Here is a 3,471-nt window from a genome sequence, read left to right as displayed (position 1 = left end):
GCAGCGGCGACCGCAAGGAGCCCCGCCGCCGTCCAGAAAACGACCATGGGCGCCATGTAGACGTTTTGGACCGCCGGCGCGAGGGGTACACGGCGATCAATCGGCGCTGCGGGGCAGGTCCAGGCGCACCCGCAGGCCGCCCATGGGGGAATCCTCAAGATCCAGGTCGCCACCGTAGGCACGGACCAGGTCGCTCACAATGCTGAGGCCAAGTCCCGACCCCGGCGCAGACTCGTCCAGCCGGCCGCCGCGGGCCAGGGCGTCCCGGCGCTGTCCGGGATCGAGTCCGGGGCCGTTGTCGTCGATTTCCAGGATCAGCCGGTCAGAGCCGGAGGGGGCTCCACGGACAGTGATCCGCCCCCGACCCCACTTGCAGGCGTTTTCCAGCAGGTTACCGCAGATTTCCAGCAGGTCCTGGCGCTCGCCCAGGAAGGCCAGGTCCTCCGGCGCCTCCCAATCGATCCGGACGTCCGCCTCCCGGTGCAGGCGCATCAGGGTGCGGGCGAGATCGTCCAGCACCTCGGCCACCGGGGTGACCGCGCCGGCGCCGGGAAGCCGCGCAGCAGCACGGGCGCGGCGCAGGTGGTGATCGACCTGGGTCTGCATCACGCCCGCCTGCTGTGTCACCAGGTCGGCAAGGGCGCCTTTATCGGGCTCGGACCCGGCCGCGGCGGACAGGACCGCCAGGGGCGTCTTCAGCGCATGGGCCAGATTCCCCACATGGGCCCGCTGGCGCTCCAGGGACTCCCGGTTGTGCCGGACCAGGGCGTTGAGCTGGTCGGCCAGCGGGGTCAGTTCGGACGGGTAGGCGCCGCCGAGCTGGTCCGCCCGGCCAGAGCGGAGGTCCGCAATCTCCTGGCTCAGGGCGAAGAGCGGGCGCAGGCCCAGCCGCACCTGCACCACGACGGCGGCGATCAGTCCCAGGGCGAGCAGGACGAACACCGCGGCGGTCGCAGCGAAAAAGCGACGGACCTCAGAATCCACCGGTCGCCGGTCCTCGGCGGCGAGGACGATCACCGGCGCCGTGGCGCCGGGCAGGACGAGGCGGGTGGCGCGCACCCTCAGCCTCTGGTCCTCCGGTCCCGGCGCCGCGTAGCTGACCGCGCCGCCGGGATGGGCTTCGAGGGTCGCGGGGAGGTCCGCGGGAAGCGTGAGCTCCGTATCCCAAAGCGAGCGTGAGCGCGCGAGGACCGCGGGTCGCCCGTCCGGGCCTGTACGGGAGACCTGCCAGTAACGACCGGAATAGACCCGGCGGGCCCGAAGGTCGCCGGGGTCGCGTACGCTGAGCCCGCCGCCCGGATCCGGAAGGGCCGCCGCCGCGAGGCTGTCGGTCAGGTCGGCGAGCCCCTGATCGAAGCGCCGGAGGGCGGCCTGCTCGAAGAGAAGGCCGAGAAGGACGGCGGAGGCGAGGAGGACCCCGGTGGACCAGACGGCGGCCAGCAGCACCAGACGTCGGACCAGGGACGAGGCGGCGGGGCGGCGGGCCATGTGTCAGGCCGGCCCCGGCATAGCGTCCAGGCGGTAGCCCAGTCCCCTCTGGGTGATGATACGCTCCGCCCCGATCTTTCGGCGGAGGCGGCCGATGATGACCTCCATGGTGTTGGAGTCGCGGTCGAAGTCCTGGTCGTAGAGATGCTCGGTAAGCTCCGTGCGGCTCACCACCCGGCCGGCGTGCATCAGGAGGTAGTGGAGCAGGCGGTACTCCAGGGACGTCAGGCGCACAGGCTGGCCGGCGAGGGTGACCGCTGCGGCGCCAGGGTCCAGGACGAGGTCCCCGCTCGACAGGCTCGCGCTGGCGCGGCCGGCGGCGCGACGCAGAAGGGCTCTCAGCCGGGCGAGGAGCTCAGGCGTGTGGAAGGGTTTGGTCAGGTAGTCGTCACCGCCCGCGTCAAAGCCTGTCACCTTCTCGGCCCAGCCGTCGCGCGCGGTCAGGATGAGAACGGGCGCGGACATTCCGCCGGCCCGCCAGCGCCGCAGCACCGCCACGCCGTCCAGCACAGGCAGGCCGAGGTCCAGGACCACCGCATCATAGGGCTCGGTCTCTCCAAGCCAGGCCGCCTCCTGGCCGTCCGACGCCAGGTCCACGGCGTAGCCGGCCTCGGTGAGGGCGCGGCGAAGGCTGCGGGCGAGGTCCGGGTCGTCCTCCGCCAGGAGAAGTCGCATGCCGTCAGTCTCCCCTCTGGTCGAGGATCCGGCCGGTCCGGGCGTCCACGACGAAGACCACCACCCGGTTGTCCTGGGTCCGCCAGGTGACCAGGTAGACGGGTCGCCCGTCGACGGTCTCCCCGAACCGGGTGTCGAGGTGATCTCCCGGGCTGCGGGCGGCGATGGCCGCCAGGACCTGCGACAGCGGCAGGAGCCGGCCATCGCGCACCGCATCTCTGGCCCGGTCCTGTTCCGGGGGCTGGAAGGCCGGCTGCGCGGCTGCAGGCGACTCCGTCCCCGCCAGCAGGAAGACGGCGAGGCCAAGGAGGGCGGGATGACACTGTCTCCGGCTCATGGCGCACACCTGGACCGACCGGCCTGAACGCGGGCTGAACCGGCCTCAGCGGCGGCGGGGGACATAGGGCCGTTCGTCACGCCAGCGCGCGGCGAAGGCTTCGAGCTGGGCGTCGGGGGCCTCCGGCAGCATGATCTGCACCCTGGCGATGAGGTCGCCCCGCCCCCCGCGGCCGTCCGCAAGCCCCTTGCCTTTCAGGCGCAGGGACTGACCCGAACTGGCGCCCTTGGGCACGGTCAGGCTGACGGGTCCGTCCGGCGTCGGCGCCTGCACCCGCCCGCCGAGGACCGCGTCGGGGATGGACACGGGGAGGTCCATGACCAGTTGGTCGTTCTCCTTCCGGAAGACGGGATGGGGCCGGACCAGGAGCTCGATCAGGGCGTCGCCCTTGCCGCCTCTGCCGGCTTCGCCGTGCCCCCTCAGCCGCAGGGTTTGACCATCGGAAGCGCCGGCTGGAATCGTCACGTCCAGGGTTCGCCCGTCCTGGAAGGAAATCCGCTTCTTGCCGCCGAGAATGGCCTCTTCAAGGTCGATCTCCAGCCGGGCGCGGACGTCGGCGCCGCGCGGCGCGAAGCCTGGCCCCGGTCCGGCGCCGCCGCGGGGACCGCCGCGGCCGCCCCTGCGGCCGAACATCTCACCGAGGATGTCGCTGAAGTCCGTCGCATCAAAGCCGCCACCGCCGCCGCCGAAGGGACCGCCCTGCCCGGGACCGCCGAACCCGCGGAAGACTTCCCGACCGTCGGCGTCGATCTCGCCGGCGTCAAACTTGCGCCGCTTGTCGGCGTCCCCCAGGAGGTCGAAGGCGGCGCTGACCTGCTTGAACCTCTCCTCGGCGGCCTTGTCGCCCGGGTTGGCGTCGGGGTGGTGCTTCTTGGCCAGCTTGCGGAAGGCCTTGCGGATGTCTTCGGCCCCGGCGCTACGCGGAACGCCGAGGACCTCGTAGGGATCTCGCGCCACGGGAGTCACCTCAG

At 72.1% G+C, this 3,471-nt stretch carries 4 protein-coding genes; all 4 read right to left on the bottom strand.

What is annotated here, in order from left to right; translation table 11 throughout:
* Positions 1-96: 96 nt before the first annotated feature.
* From IM632_RS02660 to IM632_RS02645, 4 genes are read right to left on the bottom strand one after another with little or no spacing between them, the layout of a single operon-like run.
* Complete coding sequence (locus tag IM632_RS02660; RefSeq protein WP_296483347.1) at positions 97-1,488, bottom strand: sensor histidine kinase; 1,392 nt, start codon at positions 1,486-1,488, stop codon at positions 97-99.
* A 3-nt stretch (positions 1,489-1,491) separates the two neighbouring features.
* Complete coding sequence (locus IM632_RS02655) at positions 1,492-2,163, bottom strand: response regulator transcription factor (protein WP_293514146.1); 672 nt, start codon at positions 2,161-2,163, stop codon at positions 1,492-1,494.
* 4 nt (positions 2,164-2,167) lie between these two features.
* A complete protein-coding gene (locus tag IM632_RS02650; RefSeq protein WP_293516259.1) occupies positions 2,168-2,500 on the bottom strand; it encodes a PepSY domain-containing protein in 333 nt (110 codons plus the stop codon).
* A 45-nt stretch (positions 2,501-2,545) separates the two neighbouring features.
* Entirely contained in the window at positions 2,546-3,457 is a 912-nt protein-coding gene (locus IM632_RS02645) for a J domain-containing protein (RefSeq protein WP_296551981.1), read from the bottom strand.
* Positions 3,458-3,471 lie beyond the last annotated feature (14 nt).

The organism is Phenylobacterium sp. (assembly GCF_020402505.1).
In the GTDB taxonomy this organism is placed as follows: Bacteria; Pseudomonadota; Alphaproteobacteria; order Caulobacterales; family Caulobacteraceae; genus Phenylobacterium.
This window is presented reverse-complemented; position numbering and strand designations above follow the sequence as displayed.